Source organism: Bradyrhizobium jicamae, assembly GCF_018130215.1.
Taxonomy (GTDB): Bacteria; Pseudomonadota; Alphaproteobacteria; order Rhizobiales; family Xanthobacteraceae; genus Bradyrhizobium; species Bradyrhizobium jicamae_A.
Genome location: NZ_JAFCKQ010000011.1, coordinates 83989 through 105353 on the forward strand (window position 1 = coordinate 83989; position 21365 = coordinate 105353).

At 65.3% G+C, this 21365-nt stretch carries 22 protein-coding genes; 11 read left to right on the plus strand and 11 right to left on the minus strand.

All coding sequences use genetic code 11. The annotated features are described in order from the left end of the window. Nucleotides 1-33: 33 nt before the first annotated feature. Both JQ586_RS15265 and JQ586_RS15270 read left to right on the plus strand, forming a co-directional pair. Entirely contained in the window at nt 34-828 is a 795-nt protein-coding gene (locus JQ586_RS15265) for a transporter substrate-binding domain-containing protein (RefSeq protein WP_212395402.1), read from the plus strand. A 187-nt stretch (nt 829-1015) separates the two neighbouring features. After that, entirely contained in the window at nt 1016-1864 is an 849-nt protein-coding gene (locus tag JQ586_RS15270) for a DUF2147 domain-containing protein (protein ID WP_212395403.1), read from the plus strand. 131 nt (nt 1865-1995) lie between these two features. Here JQ586_RS15270 and JQ586_RS15275 read toward each other — a convergent pair whose 3' ends face one another. Together JQ586_RS15275 and JQ586_RS15280 are read right to left on the minus strand one after the other, a co-directional pair. Continuing rightward, complete coding sequence (locus JQ586_RS15275; protein ID WP_212395404.1) at nt 1996-2400, minus strand: cupin domain-containing protein; 405 nt, start codon at nt 2398-2400, stop codon at nt 1996-1998. Nucleotides 2401-2423: 23 nt separating this feature from the next. Next, the gene (locus JQ586_RS15280) at nt 2424-3122 is read right to left on the minus strand and encodes a ribonuclease activity regulator RraA (protein WP_212395405.1); all 699 of its coding nucleotides are present in this window, start codon (nt 3120-3122) and stop codon (nt 2424-2426) included. A 211-nt stretch (nt 3123-3333) separates the two neighbouring features. On the opposite strand from JQ586_RS15280, the gene pxpB reads away from it, so the two are divergent. The 4 genes from pxpB to JQ586_RS15300 all read left to right on the plus strand — a co-directional run bounded on the left by pxpB (nt 3334) and on the right by JQ586_RS15300 (nt 6452). Next, nucleotides 3334-4065 (plus strand): 5-oxoprolinase subunit PxpB, encoded by a 732-nt coding sequence (gene pxpB / locus JQ586_RS15285; RefSeq protein ID WP_212395474.1) that lies wholly within the window; start codon nt 3334-3336, stop codon nt 4063-4065. Beyond that, nucleotides 4062-5096 (plus strand): biotin-dependent carboxyltransferase family protein, encoded by a 1035-nt coding sequence (locus JQ586_RS15290; RefSeq protein ID WP_212395406.1) that lies wholly within the window; start codon nt 4062-4064, stop codon nt 5094-5096. Before pxpB ends, JQ586_RS15290 begins: the two co-directional genes overlap by 4 nt. Before the next feature lie 26 nt (nt 5097-5122). Then, the gene (locus JQ586_RS15295; RefSeq protein ID WP_212395407.1) at nt 5123-5893 is read left to right on the plus strand and encodes a LamB/YcsF family protein; all 771 of its coding nucleotides are present in this window, start codon (nt 5123-5125) and stop codon (nt 5891-5893) included. A gap of 145 nt (nt 5894-6038) precedes the next feature. After that, nucleotides 6039-6452 carry a hypothetical protein gene (locus JQ586_RS15300; RefSeq protein ID WP_212395408.1) on the plus strand — a complete coding sequence of 138 codons (414 nt, stop codon included), beginning with the start codon at nt 6039-6041 and terminating at the stop codon, nt 6450-6452. A gap of 77 nt (nt 6453-6529) precedes the next feature. On the opposite strand, the gene JQ586_RS15305 is transcribed toward JQ586_RS15300, so the two are convergent. From JQ586_RS15305 to JQ586_RS15315, 3 genes are all read right to left on the minus strand, one after another. Then, nucleotides 6530-6682, minus strand: coding sequence for a hypothetical protein (locus JQ586_RS15305; protein WP_212395409.1), 153 nt, complete (start codon nt 6680-6682; stop codon nt 6530-6532). 198 nt (nt 6683-6880) lie between these two features. Beyond that, a complete protein-coding gene (locus JQ586_RS15310) occupies nt 6881-8038 on the minus strand; it encodes a CmpA/NrtA family ABC transporter substrate-binding protein (protein ID WP_212395410.1) in 1158 nt (385 codons plus the stop codon). Then, complete coding sequence (locus tag JQ586_RS15315) at nt 8035-8625, minus strand: ANTAR domain-containing response regulator (protein ID WP_212395411.1); 591 nt, start codon at nt 8623-8625, stop codon at nt 8035-8037. Before JQ586_RS15315 ends, JQ586_RS15310 begins: the two co-directional genes overlap by 4 nt. A 217-nt stretch (nt 8626-8842) precedes the next feature. Between JQ586_RS15315 and rimO the strand changes: the two genes are divergently transcribed. Next, complete coding sequence (rimO, locus tag JQ586_RS15320; protein ID WP_212395412.1) at nt 8843-10168, plus strand: 30S ribosomal protein S12 methylthiotransferase RimO; 1326 nt, start codon at nt 8843-8845, stop codon at nt 10166-10168. On the opposite strand, the gene JQ586_RS15325 is transcribed toward rimO, so the two are convergent. Beyond that, complete coding sequence (locus JQ586_RS15325) at nt 10165-10455, minus strand: hypothetical protein (RefSeq protein ID WP_212395413.1); 291 nt, start codon at nt 10453-10455, stop codon at nt 10165-10167. The two genes, rimO and JQ586_RS15325, sit on opposite strands and share 4 nt — an antisense overlap. A gap of 314 nt (nt 10456-10769) precedes the next feature. Here JQ586_RS15325 and JQ586_RS15330 point away from each other — a divergent pair, with 314 nt between their 5' ends. Continuing rightward, nucleotides 10770-11966 (plus strand): acetylornithine transaminase, encoded by a 1197-nt coding sequence (locus tag JQ586_RS15330; RefSeq protein WP_212395414.1) that lies wholly within the window; start codon nt 10770-10772, stop codon nt 11964-11966. 119 nt (nt 11967-12085) lie between these two features. Here JQ586_RS15330 and JQ586_RS15335 read toward each other — a convergent pair whose 3' ends face one another. The 3 genes from JQ586_RS15335 to pcsA all read right to left on the minus strand — a co-directional run bounded on the left by JQ586_RS15335 (nt 12086) and on the right by pcsA (nt 14596). Further along, a complete protein-coding gene (locus JQ586_RS15335) occupies nt 12086-13060 on the minus strand; it encodes a quinone oxidoreductase (protein WP_212395415.1) in 975 nt (324 codons plus the stop codon). An 85-nt stretch (nt 13061-13145) separates the two neighbouring features. Further along, nucleotides 13146-13871, minus strand: coding sequence for a TerC family protein (locus tag JQ586_RS15340; RefSeq protein ID WP_212395416.1), 726 nt, complete (start codon nt 13869-13871; stop codon nt 13146-13148). After that, the gene (gene pcsA / locus JQ586_RS15345; protein ID WP_212395417.1) at nt 13868-14596 is read right to left on the minus strand and encodes a phosphatidylcholine synthase; all 729 of its coding nucleotides are present in this window, start codon (nt 14594-14596) and stop codon (nt 13868-13870) included. The genes JQ586_RS15340 and pcsA overlap by 4 nt, the downstream gene beginning before the upstream one ends. 116 nt (nt 14597-14712) lie before the next feature. On the opposite strand from pcsA, the gene JQ586_RS15350 reads away from it, so the two are divergent. Together JQ586_RS15350 and hspQ are read left to right on the plus strand one after the other, a co-directional pair. Further along, complete coding sequence (locus tag JQ586_RS15350) at nt 14713-15912, plus strand: UbiH/UbiF family hydroxylase (RefSeq protein ID WP_249147625.1); 1200 nt, start codon at nt 14713-14715, stop codon at nt 15910-15912. Nucleotides 15913-16294: 382 nt separating this feature from the next. Next, complete coding sequence (hspQ, locus tag JQ586_RS15355) at nt 16295-16627, plus strand: heat shock protein HspQ (RefSeq protein WP_212395418.1); 333 nt, start codon at nt 16295-16297, stop codon at nt 16625-16627. A gap of 52 nt (nt 16628-16679) precedes the next feature. Here the strand turns inward: hspQ and JQ586_RS15360 are convergent, their stop codons facing one another. Next, nucleotides 16680-17954 carry an MFS transporter gene (locus tag JQ586_RS15360; RefSeq protein WP_212395419.1) on the minus strand — a complete coding sequence of 425 codons (1275 nt, stop codon included), beginning with the start codon at nt 17952-17954 and terminating at the stop codon, nt 16680-16682. Between the two features lie 422 nt (nt 17955-18376). Next, nucleotides 18377-19204, minus strand: coding sequence for an invasion associated locus B family protein (locus JQ586_RS15365; RefSeq protein ID WP_212395420.1), 828 nt, complete (start codon nt 19202-19204; stop codon nt 18377-18379). Between the two features lie 324 nt (nt 19205-19528). On the opposite strand from JQ586_RS15365, the gene JQ586_RS15370 reads away from it, so the two are divergent. Further along, nucleotides 19529-21316 (plus strand): extracellular solute-binding protein, encoded by a 1788-nt coding sequence (locus JQ586_RS15370; RefSeq protein WP_212395476.1) that lies wholly within the window; start codon nt 19529-19531, stop codon nt 21314-21316. The last annotated feature ends 49 nt before the right edge of the window (nt 21317-21365 follow it).

Genomic DNA, 21365 nt, shown 5'->3' on the forward strand with positions numbered 1-21365 from the left:
AACGACACGTCATCGGAATTGACGGAGAGGAAGATGCTTCGTGTGCTCGCAGGTCTCGCCCTGTCATTGCTCCTGTCCTCGTCGCTGGCACCAGGAGCAAGGGCCCAGGAGACCCAGGCCCCGTCACGTCTCGATGAGATCGTCAAGCGCGGCACGCTGCGCGTCGGCATGACCGGCGACTACCTGCCCTTCACCTCGCTCGACAAGGAGACAAGGACGTTCCGTGGTTTCGATGTCGACATGGCGCAGGCGCTCGGCAAGGCGCTGGGCGTCAAGGTGGAGTTCGTGCCGACCTCCTGGCCGCAGATGATGAAGGATTTCGAGGCCGACGATTTCGACATCGCGATGGGCGGCGTCTCGGTGACCTTCGACCGGCAGAAGAAAGGCCTGTTCTCGACCCCGATCATGCGCGAGGGCAAGACACCGATCGCGCGCTGCGCCGACAAGGACAAGTTCGACACCCTCGCCGAGATCGACAGACCCGGCATCCGCGTCATCGTCAATCCTGGCGGCACCAATGAGCGCTTCGCGCGCGCCAATGTGAAAAGCGCCGAGATCCGCGTCTTCAACGACAACACGAAAATCTTCGACGAGATTGCCAAAGGCGATGCCGACCTGATGATGACCGACGCGTCCGAGACGCGCTACCAGCAGAAGCTGCATCCGGGCGTGCTGTGCGCGGTGCATCCTGACAAGCCGTTCGACTTCTCGGAAAAGGCCTACTGGATGCAGCGCGACGTCGCGTTGAAGGCATTCGTCGATCAATGGCTGCACATTGCAACTGAAGACGGCAGCTTCGGGAAGATCTATGCCGCGTGGTTTGAGTAGGCTGGGCCGGATGCGCGATCGCTGCGGTGAAAATTGACCGCCCGTCCTGCGAAATCTAGACTGCGACCCCTTTATTGAACCAAAGCCGCTTGCATACGACTTATGATTTGAAAGTGACCCGGGTCACGTTCGCCGCGTCAGCCGCCGGATAGTTTCGGGGACGGGATTCCCTGCACTGGAGGTCGAGATGAAGAAGCTCCTGGCGATCGCCACGCTTTTGCTCGCGAGCACGGCCGCTGCACAGGCGCAATACAGCTTCGAATATGGCGGGCGCACGATCCGGATCGACCCCGATCGAGGAACGGTCTCGATCCCCGGCGTCTACGACAACACCGGCCACCGCAGCCGGCGCGCCAAGGGCGAGGACGCCGAAAGGAAGAAGAAGCCGGCCACGGCGCAGGAAGCCAAGACCGATCCGCAAGCCGCTCCGGCCAGCCCACCGCCCGCGGCGGCCGCGCCCCCGGCACCGGCGCCCGTTGACCAGTCTGCCGCCACGACAACACCGCCTCCGCAGGCAGCATCTCCGCCTTCGCCTGCCGCCGCGGCAAGCGAACCGGCAGGCACGACCGTCGCCGTGGCACCATCCGAACCGGCGATGGCCGCACCTCCACCCCCTGCTCCACCGCCCGCGCAACAGGAGGCCGCGCCGCCGCCCGCTGTGGCGCCGACCGTCGCTGCCATTCCGCCGGCACCCGCTCCTGCCGTTCCGAAGCCCGCCACGAGCGGCGCGCCGGCTGCGAATTCACCGCTCGGCGTCTGGCTGACGGAAGAGAAGGAAGGCAAGGTCCGTATCGAGCAATGCGGCACCAATCTCTGCGGCTACGCGGTCGACAAGAAGTCGAACGAGAACGGCGAGCAGGTCCTGATCAACATGAAGCCCGGCAAGGACAAGTGGAGCGGCCGGATCCTCGATCCGAACACCGGCAGCACCTACGATTCCACGATTGCCCTGAAAGGCTCCGACATACTTCGTGTGCAGGGTTGCGCGTTCGGCGGCATGTTCTGCGGCGGCCAGACCTGGACGCGGGTCAATTGACTAATCAACCCCTCGCGGCAGAACAAAAGCCCCGCGCCAGCGGGGGCTCATCCGGCTCCGGCACTTGACGCGCTGCGCTGTGCTCGGGCACCTGGACGGCGCAGCGCATCTGAGCGCTGCGCCCGGCAGGTCTAGCCGACCTTGCCGTTGTATTCCTCGTCGGTGACGTGCTCCATCCAGCTCGAGAACACGCCGTCGAGTGCTTCCTGCATGGCGATGTGGGTCATGCTGTTGCCGGGCGACGCGCCATGCCAATGCTTCTCGTTCGGCGAAATCCAGACGACGTCGCCGGGACGAATCTCCCTGATCGGGCCGCCCTTGGCCTGCACCCGGCCGATGCCCGAGATCACGTACAGCGTCTGGCCGAGCGGATGGGTGTGCCAGGCGGTGCGCGCGCCGGGCTCGAACGAGACGCGCGAGCAATTCAGCCGGGCCGGCGCCGGCGCCATGTTGATCGGGTCCTGCAGCACCGTGCCGGTAAAGTTCTCCTTCGGCGCGCGGCGGGTCGGCCGCGAGCCGGCAACGTGGATATCCATGGAGTTACCTCGCTCTCTTCAAGTTATTTCTTGCTTGCTGCGTAGCGCGCCTTGGTCTCGGCATTCATCGGATAGAGGCCGGGCAGTTGGGCGCCATTGTTTACCTCGTTGACGATCCAGGCTTCCATCCGTTCCTGCTCCGGCCCTTCGGCGAGGACGTGGTCGACAAAGGCCTGCGGGATCAGCACCGCACCATCCTGGTCGGCCACCACGACGTCGTTCGGGAACACGGCGACGCCGCCGCAGCCGATCGGCTCGCCCCAGCCGACGAAGGTCAGGCCCGCGACCGACGGCGGCGCGGCGTAGCCGTCGCACCAGACCGGCAGGCCGGTGCCGAGCACGCCCTCGAGATCGCGCACCACGCCGTCGGTGATCAGCGCCGTCACGCCGCGCTTGACCATGCGTGCGCAGAGGATGTCGCCGAAGATGCCGGCATCGGTTATGCCCATCGCATCGACCACGGCGATGCAGCCATGCGGCATTGCCTCGATCGCGGTGCGGGTCGAGATCGGTGACGACCATGATTCCGGCGTCGCCAGGTCCTCGCGCGCCGGCACGAAGCGCAGCGTGAAGGCCGGTCCGACCAGCCGCTTCTGCCCTGGCTTCAGCGGCTTGGTCCCGCGCATCCAGACGTTACGCAGCCCCTTCTTGAGCAGGACCGTGGTGATGGTGGCGGTGGACACGTGCGACAGCGTCGCGATCGCTTCGGCAGACAGGGACATCTCGAAAGTGTGCTCCGGTGGGAGAGAAGACGGGCCGCATCTTGCGGGGCAGAGCCATTGCGTCAAGGGCTCGAAGAGAATTCTCCGATCACCTTATCTTATCGCCAGCATGCCGATTAATTTATTGAAGTTGCTGCGTCATTTTGCACGAAGCGAATTCCACTCGGCGTCAAAACACGCTAGCTTGATGCGCGAAGAGTTAGCCCAAGACATGCCTGAAACCTTGATCCCTCCCCGCCTTTTGCCGAGTGGCGACAGCGCCATCACGGTGGAGTTCAGCCGCAACATCGACGATGCCGCCAACCGGCGGGTGCTGGCGCTCGACCGCATCATCACCGCTGAGCCGATCGGCGGCATCACCGAGACGGTGCCGACCTATCGTTCGCTGCTGGTGCATTACGATCCGGTCGAAATCAGCTTCGATCAGCTCGGCGAGCAATTGCTCGCGCGCGCGGCCCGGGCGCTGCCGACGACCGGCAAGACGCGGCGCTGGCGCATTCCCGTCGCCTATGGCGGCGAGCACGGCATCGATCTCGAGGAAGTCGCAAAGACGCTTCAGACCACACCTGAGGAGATCATCGCGCGCCACGTGGCCGGCGATTATCGCGTCGCCATGATCGGCTTCACGCCGGGCTGGTCCTATCTCAGCGGCCTGGAGAAGTTCCTGCACATGCCGCGGCGGCAGGATCCGCGCCTGCTGACCCCGGCCGGCACCATCTCGATCGGCGGTGTGCAAACCGGCGTGCAGTGCCTTGCCGGCCCCAGCGGCTGGCATCTGCTTGGCCGGACTGCCGTGCGGACCTACCAGCTGCATCGTGACCCGACCTTCCTGCTCGAGCCGGGTGACGCCATCAGCTTCACGGCGGTCGACGCCAAGACCTTTGCCGAGCAGGACCGCGCCGCCGAGGCCGGTGAATTCGTGGCGGAGCTGGTGACCGCATGAGCAAGCTCGTCGTCACCTCGATCGGCCCGGCGAGCTCGGTGCAGGACGGCGGGCGCCCGGGCTCGCAACGCTATGGCCTGACGCCGAGCGGAGCGATGGACCGGCTGGCGCTGGCTGCGGCCAATACGCTCGTCGGCAATGACCCGTTCGCCGCAGCGGTCGAGATCGGCCCGTTCGGCGCCACCTTCACGGCGCGCGGCGGCGCTGTGCGGGTGGGACTTTCCGGCGCACCTCGCAATGCCGACATCGGCGGGCGGGCTGTCGCCTTCGACAGTTCGGCAACGCTCGCTGAAGGCGAAACTCTCAATCTCGGCTTCGCCCGCGGCGGCTCGTTCAGCTATCTCGCCATCGAACATGGCATCGAAGGCGAGCCGATGTTCGGCAGTCTTGCGGTCAATGCCCGCGCCGGCCTCGGCAGTCCCTACCCGCGGCCGCTGCAGAGCGGCGACGAGCTGGAGACCAGGCCCGCCAGCGGGGCCGCAGAGCGCCGGATCGATCTTCCTGTGATGGCCGACGCGCCCATCCGCGTCGTGTTCGGTCCGCAGGACGACGAATTCGCCGAGGAGAGCAAGCGGCTGTTCCTCGACAGCGAGTGGAAGATCTCCGCCACCAGCGACCGCATGGGCTTTCGGCTCGAAGGTCCGGTCATAAGGCATCTGCACGGCCACAACATCGTGTCCGACGGCACGGTGAACGGCAGCATCCAGGTGCCGGGCGTCGGCCAACCGATCGTGCTGATGCCGGACCGCGGCACCAGCGGCGGTTACCCCAAGATCGCAACCGTGATCACGGCGGATTTCGGCCGCTTCGCCCAGATGTCCGCCGGCCGTCCCTTCCGCTTCGAGGCCGTCACCATGGCGGAGGCGCAAGCGGAGGCAAGGGCGTTCCGCGACCTGGTGCGTTCCCTGCCGGACCGGATGCGCGGCATGGAGGATTTCGGCCTCAACGTCGAGGCGCTGCAGGATGCTAACGTCGCGGGTCAGGCCGTCAGCGCCGTCGACGCCGAGACCTGGCAGGCCGCCGTACCCTAGATCAAAAAAACGAAGGATCGATCGTCATGACCTCAATCATCGACCTCAATTGCGATCTCGGCGAAAGTTTCGGCCCCTGGGAGATGGGCAATGATGCCGCGATGATCGAACTCGCAACCTCGGTCAATGTCGCCTGCGGTTTCCATGCCGGCGATGCCGACATCATGCGCCACACCGTCGAACTGGCGAAGGCGCGCGGCGTCAGCGTCGGCGCCCATCCGGGCTATCGCGATCTGCACGGGTTCGGCCGCCGCCCGGTGCCCGGATTGAAATCGTCGGAGATCGAGAACCTCGTCGCCTACCAGATCGGCGCGTTGCAGGCGATCGCGACCGCGGCCGGACACAAGGTGACGCATGTGAAGGCGCATGGCGCGCTCTCCAACGTCGCCTGCGAGGACGACATGACCGCGAAAGCGATCGCCAGTGCCATCAAGGCGGTCGATCCGGGCCTGGTCTTCGTGGTGCTCGCGAATTCGAAACTCGTCCGTGCCGGTGAAGCCGCCAACCTGAGAATGGCGCATGAAGTGTTTGCCGACCGCGCCTACGAAGACGACGGCAACCTGGTGTCGCGCAAGAAGCCGGGGGCCGTGCTGCATGACCCCAAGGCGATCGCCGACCGCGTGGTGCGGATGGTGCAGGACGGCGGTGTCGTGTCGGTCAGCGGCAAGGTGATCAAGATGCAGACCGATACCGTCTGCATACACGGCGACACGCGCGGCGCCGTCGAGATCGCGCGCGGTGTGCGCGAGGCATTGAACGCTGCCGGTATCAAGGTGGCGCCATTCAAGACGCACTGAGCTGCGCGACATACCGGGCTAAAAGGCCGGCGCTGCCGGCCTTTTAGATTCCGTTAAGAGTCTTCCTCAACCCAAATTTGCCGATTGCTTGATAGGTCCAGCTTACGAGCCTTCTCGTTGCTCTCAGGACATTGGGTACCAAAGCATGTTCCGCACCAGTCTCTCGATCACGATTGCCGCGGTTGCCACGGCCGCCTTCACCAGCGCAGCGTCTGCCGGCTGCTACAGCTGCTACACGCCGCCTCCCCAGCCCTGCACCACCTGCTATCAGGTGCAGACGGTGCCGCCGCAATACCGTACCGTGCAGGAAACCGTGATGGTGGCGCCGGGCCGCGTCGTCGCGCATCACACGCCGGCGCAGTATCGCACCGTGATGGTGCCGAGGACCGTGATGGTCGCGCCCGCCAGCGTCGACTATGAGCGCATCCCGCCGCAATACGCGACGCAGGAGCACGTCCAGATGGTCTCGCCGGGCTATTCGTATTACGCGCCGGTCCAGCACACCTGCAACACCTGCGGCGGCGGGGGCTATGGATACGGTTACGGTTACGGCTACTGATCGCCGCGAAGCCTGCCGGCGCAAAACAAAAGCCGCCGCCTGGGATCCCAGGCAGCGGCTTTCTCATGTCTCGTAGGTCAGAACGGGTGAACGGACAGCGTGCCGAACACGATCGCCGCGATCACCACGAAGGCGCTGTACAGCGCCGCTGTCTGCAGTCCGACACTGGTCTTTCGTGAAAGGTTCCGCGCGTAAAGATGCAGGCGGGCTTCCGCCGATAGCTCGCGCATGGTCGATCTCCAACGCCCCATTTCCATTGATATGGAATAACGTTCGCGGATGGATTCAAGCGGGCCGAGAAAATAGCGATACCGCCGTCTCCAAAGCGAAGGTTCCGAGTGAAAAATTCTTCGCGGTCGATTCACGCGAGAATTATTTTCGGCCGTATTCGACGCGTCGGGAACCCAAAAGCGCGTTGCGCCGCAGTGCTATGGCTGCCAGCGCCCGATCCTGAACGCCGCCAGATGCCCAAGGACATCGTTGGGATCGAACGGCGGGCCGGCAAAGGCACCGACCGCGCTCGCCACAGTGGCCGAGGGCCCGGCCGCGGCGTCATAGAGGTCGGGCCGGAACACCGCCATCGCCGCCTTCAGCGCGTCCGGCCTGTACGGCGTCTGTCCCCAGCGCACCATCTGCGCATAGAGCCAGGCCGCCTGCACCGGGTCCGGTCGCGCCGCACCCTCGCGCCCGACCAGGAGGTAGCGGCGGCTGTCGCGCATCGTGCCGTCGGACGAGATCTTCAGGCGGCCGTCGAGCGTTCGCTGGATGACGCTCGCGTCGACCCCGATCCGCTCGGGCTCCGCCAGAATGCGCGTCACTTCGGGTCGGTTTGCCGGCTCCTCGATGAACTCGGCGGCGCGCAGATGCGCACGCACCAGCGCCGTGACTACGTCGGGGTGCTTCTCGGACCAGTTCTGGCGCACCGCGAGCACCTTCTCGACCGCGCTGAGCAGGATGTCGGCGACGAAATGCAGGATGTGGCCGATGCCGAGATCGACTGCGATCGAATTCCAGGGCGCTCCGACGCAGAATGCGTCGATATGTCCGTTGGCGAGGCTGTCCACCATGTAGGGCGGCGGCAGCACCACGAGCTGTACGTCCTCGTCCGGATCGACGCCGCCCGCGGCCATCCAGAACCGCAATTGATAATTGTGGGTCGAGAACGGGAACGTCATGCCGAAGGTCAGCGGGTCCGCCCCGCTCCTTTTCCGCTTCGCCACCACCCGGGCGAGCGCGCGCGCGGTGGCAAGCGGCTCGAAGCGGTCGCCGTCGATCTCCTCCATCAGGGCCGCATACAGCGCCGGCGACACGGTGATGGCGTTGCCATTGAGCCCGAGATTGAAGGGGGCCGCGATCGGTACCCTGACGTGACCGAGCCCGAGGCTCGAGGCGATCGCAACCGGCGCCAGCAGATGCGCCGCGTCGAACAGCCCGATATTGAGCTTGTCGCGCACGTTCGACCACGACACCTCCCGCACCAGGGTGACGTCGAGGCCCTCAGTGGCGGCGAACCCCTTGTCGACCGCAACGATCAGCGCGGCTGCGTCGACGAGCGGGATGAAGCCGATGCGCAATGGTGTGGTCATTTGAGCAGCTCCGACGCCGTCAGGATCGATTGCGCGATCTCGCCGATCTTCTTCTTCTCGCGCATCGCAGTCGAACGCATCAGCACATAGGCCTCCTCCTCGGTCAGCCCCTTCATCTTCATCAGGATGCCCTTGGCGCGGTCGATCACCTTGCGCTCCTCCAGCGCATGCTTGGTGCGGTCCAGCTCATCCTGCAACTTTGCGAAGGCATTGAAGCGGGAGACGCAGAGGTCGAGGATCGGCTTGATCCGCTCCTTCTTCAGGCCGTCGACGATGTAGGCGGAGACGCCCGCTTCCACCGACGCCTGGATCGAGGCGGCATCGCTCTGGTCGACGAACATCGCGATTGGCCGGCGAACGGCGCGGCTGACCTGGAACATCTGTTCCAGGACGTCGCGGCTCGGGTTCTCGAGGTCGATGACGATGATGTCGGGGTCAACGGCATAGATGCGGCTCAAGAGGCTCTGCATCTCGCTGATACGCACGACGCCGGTATACCCCGCCTCGCGCAGCCCCTCCTCCAGGATGGCTGCACGGATCGGACTCTCGTCGACAATGACGATTTTCGGAGACGATTCTGCGCTCATCAACTACCGAGCATGATGCGATCCGATTGGATCGTATCATGCTCTCACCCTCCTGTTTGGACGCGTTTTCTCAACGCGAACCGCATCCACTTCGCTTGAAAACGCTCTCGCAAGACCCGGCAGGAACCATCCATAACACGCCAATTGGTCCCGGAAAGGGTTGTAATTTTCAGCAATTGGGACTAGCTCCTGCCCATTCATCAGGCAGATCAGAGATATGCAACAGGCCGCCGCGCCGAAAGTGAGCTTTGTGTCCTTGGGGTGCCCCAAGGCGCTGGTCGATTCCGAGCGCATCATCACGAGGCTGCGCGCCGAAGGCTACGAGCTCGCCCGCAAGCATGACGGCGCCGATATCGTGATCGTCAATACCTGCGGCTTCCTCGACAGCGCAAAGCAGGAATCGCTGTCGGCGATCGGCGAGGCCATGGCCGAGAACGGCAAGGTCATCGTCACCGGCTGCATGGGTGCCGAGCCCGAGCAGATCGAGACCGCCTACCCCGGCGTGCTCTCGATCACGGGACCGCAGCAATATGAGAGCGTGCTGGAGGCCGTGCACCGCGCGCTGCCGCCGGCACACAATCCGCACCTCGATCTGGTGCCGCCGCAGGGCGTCAAGCTGACGCCGCGGCACTACGCTTATTTGAAGATCTCCGAAGGCTGCAACAACCGCTGCAGCTTCTGCATCATCCCGAAGCTGCGCGGCGATCTGGTGTCGCGGCCTGCGAACGACGTGCTGCGCGAGGCCGAGCGGCTGGTGAAGGCCGGCGTCAAGGAGCTGCTCGTCATCTCGCAGGATACTTCGGCCTATGGCGTCGACCTGAAATATGCCGAGAGCCCGTGGCAGGACCGCGCCGTGCGCGCGAAGTTTTTTGACCTCGCGAAGGAACTCGGCGAGCTCGGCGCCTGGGTGCGCCTGCAATATGTCTATCCATACCCGCATGTCGACGAGGTCATTGGGCTGATGACCGAGGGCAAGGTGCTGCCCTATCTCGACATCCCGTTCCAGCATGCGAGCCCGGACGTGCTGCGCGCGATGAAGCGCCCGGCCGCGCAGGAGAAGACGCTGGCGCGGATCCAGGCCTGGCGTACGCAGTGTCTGGAGCTGACACTGCGTTCAACCTTCATCGTCGGCTTCCCCGGCGAGACCGATTCCGATTTCGCCTGTCTGCTCGACTGGCTCGAGGAAGCCCAGATCGATCGCCTGGGCTGCTTCAAATACGAGCCGGTGGCCGGAGCCGCCTCCAACGCGATCGGCAATGCGGTGCCCGACGAGATCAAGCAGGAGCGGTGGAACGCGCTGATGGCGCGCCAGCAGAAGATCTCGGCAAAGCGCCTGAAGCGCAAGGTCGGCACCCGTCAGCAGGTGATCATCGACGAGGTCGGCCCGACGGTCGCCAAGGGTCGGTCAAAGGCAGACGCCCCCGACATCGACGGTGCGGTCTATCTCTCCAGCCGCCGCCCGCTGAAGGTGGGCGAGATCGTCACCGCGAAGATCGAGCGCTCCGACCAATACGACCTGCACGGAAGCGTCGCGGGGTTCTAGGGCCGCGGCGCCGCGAGCGCCGGGTCCAGCGTGCGGATCACGCGATGGATGCGAACCGAGCCCTCGATACCGGCATTGCGCACATAGGCTTCGATCACCTCTTCATTCTCGACCACGACGAGCCCGAACAGTTTGCGATCGTCGGTTGCGTAGGTGCAGATCCAGTGCATCTTGCCCTGCGTCGCGATGATCGCGTCCAGAGCAATCCGCGCGTGCCGTGCCGCGTGCGCGTCGTCGGTCACGTCGAAGTTTGCGGGAATATCTCTTTCGATCAGAAGCTTGATCACGGCCTGACCTCCGGCATAACCGGACCAGCCTAGCATCCTCCGGACGTCGTTCAGAGCTGCCGCTGACGTCACCTCCCGCTTGACACCATCGGCCATTCGGCTGTATGGGCCTGCGCCATGAAGCTGAACCGGACCAACCGCCGCGCCATCTGCCGTCGTCGTAGCAACGACGATGATGGGTCGCGCCGTGTCCGACGCCAGCGCTGATTAACTAGATCAGCCCAGGTTTTCGAGAAGGCCGCGCCCCAAAGCGCGGCCTTCTTGCTTTTCGGCCTGCCCTTTCCCGACCACCACCACCTCCAGAGGAGATCGACATGACCAACGCCACCCATCCGTTCGACGCGCTGATGGACATCACTGCCCGTCCCGAGGTCGTGTTCGTGCGCGGCGCCGGGTCCTACCTCTGGGACGACAACCGCAACCGCTATCTCGATTTCGTGCAGGGCTGGGCCGTCAATCCGCTCGGCCACTCGCCGGCCGTGGTGGCCGAGGCATTGGCCGCGCAGGCCAAGCGGCTGCTGACGCCGAGCCCGGCGTTCTACAACGGCCCGAGCCTCAAACTGGCAAAGGCGCTGGTCGAGCAGAGTTGCTTCGACCAGGTATTCTTCGCCAATTCCGGCGCCGAGGCCAATGAAGGCGCGATCAAACTCGCGCGCAAATACGGCGCGAAATACAAGAACGGCGCGCACGAGATCATCACCTTCGAGGGTGGCTTCCACGGTCGCACGCTCGCGACCATGTCGGCCTCGGGCAAGAAGGCGTTCGAGCCGCTGTTCGAGCCGAAGGTGCCGGGCTTCCGCAAAGCGCGGCTGAACGACATCGAGTCGGTCAGGAAACTGATCTCGCCGTCGACGGTCGCCGTGATGCTGGAGCCGATCCAGGGCGAAGCCGGCGTGTGGCCTGCCACTGACGCGTTCATGCAGGAGTTGCGCGCGCTGACGCAGCAGCGCGGCCTGCTCCTGATCGTCGACGAGATCCAGACCGGCATCGGGCGGACCGGCAAGCTGTTCGCCTACCAGCATGCCGGGATCGCGCCCGACATCATGACGCTCGGCAAGGGCATCGGCGGCGGCGTGCCGCTCGCCGCGCTGCTCGCGACCGGGCATGCCTCGTGCTTCGATCACGGCGACCAGGGCGGCACGTTCAACGGCAATCCATTGATGTGCGCTGCGGGCATCGCGGTGCTCGAACAGGTCGGGCAACCCGATTTCCTGAAATCGGTTGTCGATTCCGGTCTGTTCCTGGAGAGCGAATTGCAGCGGCTGTCTGCGCGGCATGGGCTCGGTGACATCAGGGGCCGCGGCTTGTTGCTCGCGCTCGATCTCAAGATGCCGATTGGCGCCGCGGTCGTGGCCCAGGCGTTCGCGGCCGGCGTGCTGATCAACGCACCGCAGCCAGACACGCTGCGTTTCATGCCGGCGCTCAACGTCTCGCGCGAGGAGATCTCGGCGATGATCGATTGTCTCGATGCGGTGCTGGCGAAGGTCGGCGCGGCGAGACGGGTAGCGTGACAATAGCCACCCGTCGTTCCGGGGCGATGCGCAGCATCGAACCCGGAATCTCGAGGTTCCCCGGCGCGCAATTGCGCGCCTGAGGTTCACGCTTCGCGTGCCCCGAAACGGCGATCGGCTTACGGCCGCAGGATCGCCGCGCCCGTAGTGGCGCGGCTCTCCAGGTCGATATGCGCCCTCGCCGCGTCCTTCAGCGCATAAGCGTGGTTGATCGGCACGTGCAGCTTGCCGTTGATCACGGCGGCGAACAGCGTGTCGGCGCCCTCCAGCAACTCCTTGCGGGTGCCGACATAGTCGTTGAGCTTCGGCCGCGTCGCGAACAGAGAGCCGTGGTTGTTGAGCTCGGCGAGCGGGAACGGCGGTACCGGGCCGGAGGCATTGCCGAACGAAACGAATAGCCCGCGCGGCCTGAGGCACGCCAGCGATCCCGGGAACGTGGTCTTGCCGACGCCGTCATAGACGACGTCACACAGCGCACCGCGGCTGATCTGCTTGACGCGCTCGACGAAATTTTCCTCGTTGTAGAGGATGACGTGGTCGCAGCCGTTTGCGAGCGCGAGATCGGCCTTCGCCTTCGAGCCGACGGTACCGATGACGTGCGCGCCCAGAGCCCGCGCCCATTGGCAGGCGAGCAGGCCGATGCCGCCGGCGGCGGCGTGGATCAGCACGCGATGGCCTGGCTCGACCTTGAAAGTCTTGTGCAGCAGATACCAGACCGTCAGCCCCTTGAGCATCAGCACGGCGCCCTGCTCATAGGTGATATGGTCGGGCAGCTTGACAAGCTTCTCGGCAGGGATGACGCGCTCGGAGGCGTAACCGCCGAGGTTGTAGTAGTAGGCGACGCGGTCGCCGGGATGGAAATTGGTCACCCCCGCGCCGACCGCCAAAACCTCGCCGGCGGCCTCGTTGCCGGCGATGAACGGCAGGCCGGGCGCCTTGTAGAGGCCGGTGCGGAAATAGACGTCGATGAAGTTCAGGCCGATGGCGTGCTGGCGGATGCGCACCTCGCCCGCGCCGGGAGCTCCAACCTCGATGTCCTCATAGGTCAGGACTTCCGGACCCCCCACCTTGTGCACGCGCACAGCCTTGGTCATGTCGGTCGCTCCCCTCGGAGATTGTGGCTCGCGGGAAGCGAATGCCATCGGGGCCGCCTTGTCAACAGAGCGGCCCGGAACCGCGCTATCCGGCAGGCTTCCTGCGGTTGCGTTTGGCCAGCACGTTGAACATCTCGACGGCGGCCGAGAACGCAATGGCGAAATAGATGTAGCCGCGCGGGATGTGGAAGCTGAAGCCGTCGGCCACCAGTGCTACGCCGATCAAGACCAGGAACGCCAGTGCCAGCATCTTGGTGGTGGGATGCTCAGCGACGAAGCGCGCCACCGGCCCCGACGAAACGTACATCACGACGCAGGCGATCACGACCGCCGTGACCATGACCTCGATCTGCTGCGCCATGCCGATCGCGGTGATGATCGAGTCGAGCGAGAACACGACGTCGATGACGATGATCTGGACGATCACCCAGAAGAATGCGCGTGGGTTCGGCCTGGCCTCCTCGTCGGCCTCGCGCGCCTCGACCTCGCTGTGGATCTCATGCGTTGCCTTCGCGATCAGGAACAAGCCACCGCCGATCAGGATCAGGTCGCGCCAGGACAGCGCGGCGCTCATGATCGATATCACCGGCTGCGTCAGTCCGATCAGCCACATCAGGATGCTGAGCAGCAGGATGCGGAACAGCAGCGCAAGCAGCAGGCCGATCTGGCGTGCGCGCCTGGCCTGCGCGGGAGGAATCCGGGACACCAGCACCGAAAGAAAGATGACGTTGTCGATGCCGAGCACGATCTCGAGGGCCGTGAGGGTCAGCAGCGCCGCCCAGGCCTCCGGGCTCGCGATCAAGTCCATCATGCCCTGAGTGCTTTCATCCTGCGGATCACCGTATCGCTGCCGACGATGTAGGCCGCGATGGCGCAGAGCCCGAAGGTCACGGGCGCGCTGACCACGAAGTCGCACGCCAGGGCGTAGGCGGCAAGCGCGGCCCAGGCGGCAAGAAGCCACAGCGTCAGCCACCGCAATCGCACGACGCGGAACGGATGCAGTACGTGAAACGGCGCAAAGGTCAGCGCGATCAGGGCCGCGACCACCAGGGTCGACATGACAGGCGGCAGATGCAGCAGGAACAGATAGAACGCCGCTGCATTCCACAGCGCCGGAAAGCCGCGGAAATGGTTGTCGTCCGCCTTCATCCGCCGGTCGGCGAAATACAGCGCGCTCGACACCACGATGCCTATGCCGAGGATGGGAGCGGCCAGCGGCAGCAGCAGGCCGCTCGCGGTGATCGCATAGGCCGGCACGAACACATAGGTGACGAAATCGACCACGAGGTCGAGCACCTCGCCGGACCAGTTCGGCTGCAGGCGCACCACGTCGAGCCGGCGCGCCAGCGGCCCGTCGATCCCGTCGATGACGAGCGCGACGCCGAGCCAGCCGAACATGCTGGCCCAGTGCTCGCGCACCGCCTCCAGCATGGCCAGCAGCGCAATCCCCGCCCCCAGCGCCGTGAAGACATGAACGGAAAATGCGGCAGTCCGCATCCGTTCCGGCAGGGAATCCGGCTCACTGGTATGGTCCATTTATCGCAGTGCTATCAGGAATCGGCCCACTTTGCATATGCACTCTTGCGACGATCCGTCGCGCAATTCCCTGGAAACCTGTGACGATTGGCGGCGGCTTGAAAATCGAGCCAACAATGTCAATTGTCCCTGCTATGGACACCTCGCAGGTTTATGACGTTCTTGTAATCGGGGGCGGCCCCGCCGGGCTCACCGCTGCAATCGCGCTGGCCGACGCAGGCGCGAAAGCGGCGCTGCTGGCGCGCCGGGCGCCCTATGCCGACAACCGCACCACCGCGCTGCTCGGCGCCTCGACCGAGCTGCTGGAACGACTCGACGTCTGGCGGCGCTGCAGCGACAGCGCGGCGGCGCTTCAGACCATGCGGCTCGTCGACGACACCGGCCGGCTGATCCGCGCGCCGGAGGTACGCTTCTCGTCCGGTGAGATCGGTCGCGAGCAGTTCGGCTTCAACATCGACAACCGCTCGCTGGTGGCCGCACTCGAGGCACGCGCCGGCGAATTGCCCGGCTTGATGCGGCTCGACGACGAGGCCGCATCGATCAATCCGGATGAAGCCGCGGTCGCGGTCCAGACGCGCCAGGGGCAGTTGATCTCGACCCGGCTCGCGGTCGGTGCGGACGGACGCAATTCGCTGTCCCGCGACGCTGCCGGGATCGACGTGGTCAGCCGGGAACTTGGGCAGTCCGCCCTGACCTTCAACATCGCGCATAGCCGGCCGCACCGGAACATCTCGACCGAATTCCATACCGAGCACGGCCCCTGCGTGTTCGTGCCGCTGAGCGGCAACCGCAGCAGTGTGGTCTGGGTCTCGGCGCCCAAGGAGGCCGAGCGGCTGATGGCGCTCGGCGACGACGAACTGTCGGCTGCGGCCGAGGCTCAGTCCCATTCCATCCTCGGCCGCATCACTGTCGAGCCCGGCCGGCACCTGTTTCCGCTCGCCATCGAGCGGCCCCGGCAGTTCGCAAGGCATCGCATCGCGCTTGTGGGAGAGGCAGCGCATGTGCTGCCGCCGATCGGCGCGCAAGGCCTGAACATGGGGCTGCGCGACGCTGCAGATATCGCCGAGATCGTCGGCCAGGCGCTCGGGCGCGGCGAGGATCCAGGCGCGCCGCATGTGCTGTCGCGCTACCAGGCGGCGCGCCGCCCCGACGTCGCCAGCCGGACCTGGGCGATCGACATCGCCAACCGTTCGCTGCTCAGCGACTTCGTCGGTGTACAGACCATGCGCGCCGCGAGCCTGCACCTGCTCGGCGCGATCGGCCCGCTGCGCCGGCTCGCGATGCGCGAGGGCCTGGCGCCGACGTGGCGGCGCTGATCAGAACAATGTACCGGTCATCGCGAGCCCGAACGCGCGCCGGTGACAGGCTCTGCGCGCCGAAGCGTGGAATCGCTTCGACGGCGGATCGGCGAACTCGTCTTGGACATACTCTGGAACCGGGCCGCCGGTAACGAGACGTAAAGCAGGAGGAAATTCATCCAACACGCCCGCTCTTGGGCAACTCGCTGGCCTCGCCGCAGGCAACCGACAGGCATCAGACGGAAATAGGGCAGCGCCGGATTGAGGATACCGATTGTTCTGAAAGTGCTTTCTCGGCTGTATTCCGATGCGGTTTGGCGGCGCTGGAGGCGGTAAACGGAGGGTTAATTCACCGCCCCGCCCCTAGCATCGGCCACAATGATGGTCTATCGAACGAGGCATGATCAAAGCGCGCACCGCCAAGTTTCAGATCGGGCAGATCGTCCGCCACCGGATTTTTTCCTTCCGGGGCGTGATCTTCGACATCGATCCGGAATTCAACAACACCGAGGAGTGGTGGCTCTCGATCCCCGAGGACGTCCGTCCGCACAAGGATCAGCCGTTCTATCACCTGCTCGCCGAGAATTCGGAGACGGAGTACGTCGCCTATGTCTCGGAACAGAATCTGCTGCCTGACGACTCCGGCGAGCCGATCCGCCATTCGCAAGTCGCCGAGATCTTCATCAAGGACAAGTCGGGCGGCTATCGCCCGCGCAATCCGTCGCTGAACTGACGAACCCCTCTCCGCCGCGTCACGTCGCGCCATCACGGTCGCGGCTGCTTGCTCACACTCCCTCGCGCGCCGCTAACGCCGCTGCGATTGCCCAGACCGCAAAGCCCGTCAGCGCCAGTCCGGCGCCGACGAGGCCGGTGGACGTCCAGCCGTAGCCAGCCGCAACGGCCATGCCGCCGAGCCAGGGGCCGAGCGCGTTGGCGATGTTGAAGGCGGAATGATTGAGCGCGGCGGCAAGGGTTTGCGCCTCGCCCGCCACGTCCATCAGCCGGGTCTGCAACACCGTGGCGAGCGCCCCACCCAGCCCGATCAGCAGCACGTCGGCGCAAAGCGTCCAGACATTCGCCGCTGCCAGCGGATATAGCGCCAGCGTCGCCGCCGACCACAGCAGCAGGCCGCCGGCGGTCGCCATCAGCGCGCGGTCCGCAAAGCGCGGCACGATGATGTTGCCGGCCGTGAGCCCCGCTCCGAACACGCAGAGTGCGACCGGCACCAGTGCCGGCGACACATGCGTCACCGCCAGCATGGTCGAGGCCAGATAGGTGTAGACCGAGAACAGCCCGCCAAAGCCCACGGCGCCGATCGCAAGCGTCAGCCAGACATGCTTGCGTCCGAGGGCGGAGAGTTCGCGCAGCGGGCTCGCGCCTGATGTGACCGCATCACGCGGAGCGAACATCGCAACGAGGATTGCCGTCAGCAGCCCGAGGCCGGCGACGATCGCAAACGCCCAGCGCCAGCCGATCGCCTGGCCCACCCCGTTGGCAAGCGGCACGCCGATCGTCGTCGCGATCGTCAGGCCGAGCAGCACGCGGCCCACGGCGCCGGTCCGCTTGTTCGTCGGGACGAGCGAAGCAGCGACCAGCATCGCAACTCCGAAATACGCGCCGTGCGGCAGTCCCGCGAGGAAGCGCAGCACCAGCATGGTGTGATAGTCGGGCGCAAGGCCCGACAGACCATTCATCAGTGCGAAGAAGGCCATCAGTGCGATCAGCAACGTCCGCCGCGCGACTCGCGCCGCGAGCACCGCGATCACAGGCGCGCCGACGACAACGCCAAGCGCGTAGGCGCTGATGGCATGGCCGGCTGCGGGCTCGCTGATGCCGAGATCGCGTGCGAAGAACGGCAGCAGGCTCATGGTTGCGAATTCGGTGATGCCGATCGCGAAACCGCCCATCGCCAGCGCGAAATGCACGATGCCCGGATGGAACACCCTGGCGGCGTTGTCCTGCCTGACGCGGCCGGCATCGACGGGCGACGGGCGGCGCGCCGGCTGGTCCAACGGACGGGGCTCGCGTTCTCGCCGCTGGGTGTTGAGACGTTGGGACATTGAACGACTTCCATGGCTGCGATTGCTTGCGATCCGGGGAGGTCGCGTCGCGCCATCATTCTCCGCAACAAGCGGCCAGGGTTCGCAAAACGCGCACGCGTCTGCACATCGAAGGCGCGTGTTTCGCGCTTCGTCTGGCCTCCCGTGCTGGTTCTTGATTATGCGTCGACGCTGGGGCCGCCCGGATCAGGCAACGGCGATGCGCGAGCGCGATCGAACCGTGCCTTGCGCGAACGTTCGCACAGGATGTGCGCGATCACCAGCGCAGCAAATCGTTGGCAGCCAGACGCCATCGCATGGCATTGCGGCAGCCATCGCGCAGTATTGATTTGCCACACATTTGACGCGTTATGATTCGTCCGAACAAAAACAAGCGAGGCGCCCTTTCGGGCGCCTCTCTTTTTGCATTTGTCGATCCGCGCCTACTTCGAGGCGGGGTTGGCCGGAGCCGGCGCCGCGCCGCCCCCAGCGCTCTCGAGCTTCTTGCGCTGTTCCTCGGCCCGCTTCTGCAGTTCTTCCTGCAGCTTCTTCTGGGTTTCCTCGAACTGCTTCGGATCGGTCGGCGGGCCGTCATAGGCCTTGGCGAATTCGCCGGTCAGCGGCAGCGGCAGGGTCAGTGGCGCGCCGTTCGAGTTGATCGCCTGGACCACGAGGTTCGCGCCCTTCTTCAGGTTGGCGATCATTTCCGGGGTCGCTTCATAGTCGGACATGCAGCCGTTCTGGAAGCAGATCACGTAAGGCGCCTGCTGCGGCGGGTTGTTGTCGATGATGATGCGGGTGCCGTGCACGAGTTGCATGCCGAGCGGCAAGGTCACGCGCAGGATCTTCTTCGGCTCGCCTTCCGGCTCGATGATGACGGCGGCGATGACCGGCTGGCCGGACTCGATGCGGCCGTCCTTGCCGGTGAAGCAGACCTGCTTGGCGTTGGCGTCCTGGCCCTTCAGGCAGAACTTGGTCCAGGGGGCGTAGATGAGCTGAATCTGCTGATCCTGGGCCGGCTGCTGCGGCGCGCCGGCCGGCGGCGCAGCCTGGGACTGCTGCGGGGCGGGCGCAGCGGGCGCCGGCGCGGCCGCCTTCGGGGCGGCCTTCGGAGCCGCCTTGGGCGCAGCCTTCGGCGCCGCGGGTGCCGGCGCGGGCTGCTGGGCCTTCGCGGCAGGAACCAGGAGCGCTGCGGACAGGGCCGTTGCCGCCATCAGGGCGACAATTCGCCCACGCGACCGGACCGGGGCGGCCAGGATACGGAAATTCATTGCGGAAAACCCTTTCTGAACGGCAGCGCCCGAAACCGCTGCAGGCGCCGACACATAGCCGCGAAACACAGCTGCTCGCGCGGCTGTCTCCTCGTCAATTGAGGCGGATACGTGACAGGCGTGCCGCCGGTTCAATTGCACGCCTTCAATACATTGGCGCGCGGAAAGATCAATGCCGACAAACGGATTTGCGGGGATGTCACGGCGAGTTGCAGCAGCCTGTGGTAAAGCTCCCGCGTGACGTCTTGCGAATCAAATCCGGCGCCTCACGCCACCGCTTCCGGGCGCATCGGACGGCTTGGCCTCGCCTGCCTTTCGATCGTCATGGCGCTCGGGACCACGGGCCAGACCCCGGCGAGCGCCGCCGAGAGCTATGCGATCGCCATGCATGGCGCACCGGCGCTGCCGCCGGATTTCACCCACATGCCCTACGCCAATCCCGACGCCCCAAAGGGCGGCCGCCTGGTGATGAGTCCCCGGGATGGCACCTTCGACAGCCTCAATCCGCTGATCGTCAGGGGGCTCGCCGTGCAACAGCTCAAGGGCTACGCCTATGAGCGCGGCTATGTCTATGAAAGCCTGTTGGCGCGGAACAATGACGAGCCGTTCACTCTCTACGGCCTGCTTGCCCGCAGCGTCGAGACCGACGACGCCAGGAGCTACGTCACCTTCCACATCGATCCGCGCGCGAGGTTTTCCGACGGCCAGAAAGTGACAGCCGATGACGTGCTGTTCTCTCTGGCGTTGCTGCGCGACCACGGCCGGCCATCGCATCACCAATATTACTCCAAGGTTGCCAAGGCCGAGGCCCTGGACCCGCTCACGGTGCGGTTCGACTTTGGCGGCGTCGCCGATCGCGAACTGCCACTGATCCTCGGCCTGATGCCGATCCTGCCGCGGCATGCCACCGATCCCGCGACGTTCGAGGCGACGACGCTGGCTCCGCCGATCGGATCCGGCCCGTACCGCGTGGCCGACGTGAAGCCCGGCGCCAGCGTGACCTTCACGCGCAATCCCGATTATTGGGGGCGCGACCTGCCCGTGAACCGCGGCCTCTGGAATTTCGATGAGATCAGGCTTGATTACTACCGCGACGCCAATGGTCAGTTCGAGGCGTTCAAGCGCCGCCTGTATGACTTCAGGCCTGAGCACGAACCGCTGCGGTGGCACGATGGCTACGACTTCCCGGCCGCACGCAACGGCGACGTGATCCGCGACACGATCAAGATCGGAATTCCCTACCCTTCCGAATTCCTTGTGTTCAACACCAGGCGGCCGGCGTTCGCCGACGTCAGGGTGCGCCAGGCGCTGACGATGCTGTTCGATTTCGAATGGATCAACCGCAACTATTACTACGGGCTCTACACGCGCTCCGGAGGCTATTTTGCGGGATCGGAATTGTCGGCCTACGGGCGTCCCCCCGACGATCGGGAGCGCGAGCTGCTCAAACCCTATCTGTCACATCTTGATCCCGACATCGTTGAAGGCCGCTACCGCCTCCCCGTCACCGACGGGTCGGGACGCGACCGCGACGTGCTGCGCAAGGCGCTCGCGCTGCTGTCCGAGGCCGGCTATGAGCCCGACGGCACGGTCCTGCGCCAGCGCACGACGGGAACGCCGTTGCGATTCGAGATCCTGTTGACCAGCCGCGAACATGAACGCATTGCGCTGGCCTACCAGCGCGACCTGAAACGGGTCGGCATCGATGCTGCGGTGCGGGTGGTCGACGCCGTGCAGTTCGAGCAGCGCAGGCTCGCCTATGACTTCGACATGATCCCGAATCGCTGGGACCAGTCGCTTTCGCCTGGTAACGAGCAGTCGTTCTACTGGGGCAGCAAGGCCGCCGACGTCCCGGGAACAAGGAACTACATGGGCGCCAGGGACCCGGCTATCGACGCCATGATCGAGGCGCTGCTATCGGCGCGGGAGCGGCCGGCCTTCGTCTCGGCGGTGCGGGCGCTGGACAGGACGCTGATGTCGGGGTTTTACGCTATCCCCCTCTTTAACGCCGGAGAACAATGGATCGCGCGCTGGAATCGGATAGAAACGCCATCGACCACGGCCTTGTCGGGCTACCTGCCGGAGACCTGGTGGCAGAAGCCCGGCCCTTGAGCCGCCGACGTGACACGACCCGTATTGACGCAGCCGAAACTGACGCACC